1 protein-coding gene is annotated in these 2264 nt (G+C 38.5%); it reads right to left on the bottom strand.

Translation table 11 applies throughout. From position 1 onward, the window contains the following. Positions 1-182: 182 nt before the first annotated feature. Complete coding sequence (locus ABZA26_RS13090; protein WP_372714950.1) at positions 183-2132, bottom strand: beta-galactosidase; 1950 nt, start codon at positions 2130-2132, stop codon at positions 183-185. Positions 2133-2264 lie beyond the last annotated feature (132 nt).

The raw sequence follows: 2264 nt of genomic DNA, 5'->3' as shown, positions 1-2264 counted from the left end.
GCGTCCTCTTTCCATTTTTCCACCTCATAATAAAATCAATATAACCCAAACCCTACATATACTATTATACCTAGCATTTCAAATTTATCCAAAAAAAATATGGAGTTTTGTCCAAATGTAGTCTAACACCGGGACAAAACTCCAATAATACTGTACACTATCTTAAAAAAATTTTTTTACATTTAAAGTTTTACTATTCTGCTCTCATAAGAAGCCAGTTTTATATTTTTAAATTCTTTTTCCTCACTGGAATGGTTGGTTATAAATACATAATTTTCCCCGTTAATATTTCTCGGATAAACTTCAAGGTCTTTCTTGGATTTTACGCACTCTATATCTTTCTTTGAAAGTATTTCAGAAGCTAATGTTCCCAGAATAGCCTCATCCGCCCCTCCGCCGATATAATAAACTTCTCCGTTTTTATACTTGTTTACAGTTATGCAGGCATATTCATCATAAAATTTGTCGTTATAACGGTAAATAGGTCTTGCCGTTACAGGCTTTATAATATCCCTCCACACACTGCACTTTCCAGTCACCGAGATATCTTCGTCCACGGCTGTTATCTCTACTTCCTGACCCTTCTGCAGAGACTCTATTTCCACTACCTCTATACCTGTCATATCTTTCACAAGACACGGAGCCGTCTTACCGAAATGAATATTATTATCTTTATTTTTTATCCCTGCCCTGTATGAGAAGACTATCGTTCCCCCGCCTTCTGTAAACCTGTCCAGCTTTTCCTGTAGGTCTGTATCGATTATCTGCATCACAGGAAGTATCAGCACTTTATACTTAACAAAATCCTTGTTTACAGATATGACATCGATATTTATATTCTGTTGGTAAAAAGGAGAGTAGAGACGTACAAGTTCGTCGGTAAAATTAAACTCCTGGCTCTGCTGCTGATAGTTCCAGGACCAGACATTGTCAAAGTCGTAGACCACAGCTACATCTGAGTGTATAGGGGCTTCCACCACATTTTTATATTTAGACATATCCTCTATAAAGGATTTTACTTCGTTGTATTTTCTGCCGTCTTTGTTGTCATGATCTATTATACCAAAGCAGAACTGCTCCGCTCCCTTTGTCATCCCTCTCCATCTGAACCAGAGCATATTTTCACACCCGTGGGCAAAGGCCTGATAAGCCCACATTTTTGCCTGGTCAGGTCTTGGAAGATAACCTATTACATTATGTCCCTGGGCTCCCATGAGCTGCTCTACTATCCAGAAATTCTTATCCTGAAGTCCCCGTATAAAATCCAAGGTCATAGCTATCTCAGCAGGTGATACAGGTTCTTTCAGCCCGCCCCACACAGGGTAATTGTCGTAAGATACAAAATCCAGTTCTTTGGTATTCTCCTCATGATCGTAGAATTTTTTGAAGAACCCTCCTGACAGGTTTGTTGTGACTGTCTGATGTCCGCCTTTCAGCTCCCTCACCAGTCTTACCTGAGCATTTGCATAATTATTGAGGGAATAAGATCTGAACCTTGCCCAGTCCAGCTGAAGGCTGGGATTGTGGGTGGTTATTGTTTTAAGTGGCACAGGTATCTCGTCAAAGTCATTATAGCTTTGTCCCCAGAAAATAGTCCCGTATGTTTTATTCAGATTTTCTGTCGTTTCATACTTTTTCTTCAAGAAAACCCTGAATTTTTCCTGGCACTGCTCACAAAAACACATATCGCTTCCCTCGTGCCCGAATTCATTATCCACCTGCCAGGATATTATGCTTTTTTCATCTTTATAGTGGGATATCAGTTTTTTTACAATCTTTTCAGAATATTCCCAGTAAATGTCCGAGTTATAGCAGTACTGTCTTCTTCCTCCGAAGCTTCTGACCATTAGATTTTCATCCTTAGACAGTATGCTTGGATATTTTTTAGCCAGCCATGCAGGGAAGGTTGCAGTAGGAGTCCCAAACATTACCTTCAGTTCATTCTGATTAAGTTTTTCTATAACCATGTCAAAAAATGAAAAGTCGTACTTCCCCTCTTCTTTTTCCATTAGATGCCAGGCAAATTCACCGATTCTTACGATGTTTACCCCCATCTCTTTCATTCTTTTCAGGTCGCTGTCTATAAGATCTATATCCCAGTGTTCAGGGTAGTAATCTACACCAAAATACATAATAACCTCCAATTTCATAGTGATAGCAAGATCATTTTTACCATGTTTTATTTACAGGTCCGGATAAATAACTAAAAATAAAGATACCCCTAAAAAGTGTCAAAACATAACTTTAAAAAGAATTTTTTTAGG

The sequence above is a fragment of the Ilyobacter sp. genome (assembly GCF_041583315.1).
In the GTDB taxonomy this organism is placed as follows: Bacteria; Fusobacteriota; Fusobacteriia; order Fusobacteriales; family Fusobacteriaceae; genus Ilyobacter.
Note: the sequence above shows the minus strand (reverse complement) of the source record. Positions and strands in the feature narration are given on the sequence as shown.

What these genes read in the sequence shown, in the direction of transcription:
- ABZA26_RS13090 (WP_372714950.1), bottom strand. Translation starts at nt 2,132, where the DNA reads ATGTATTTTGGTGTAGATTACTACCCTGAACACTGGGATATAGATCTT.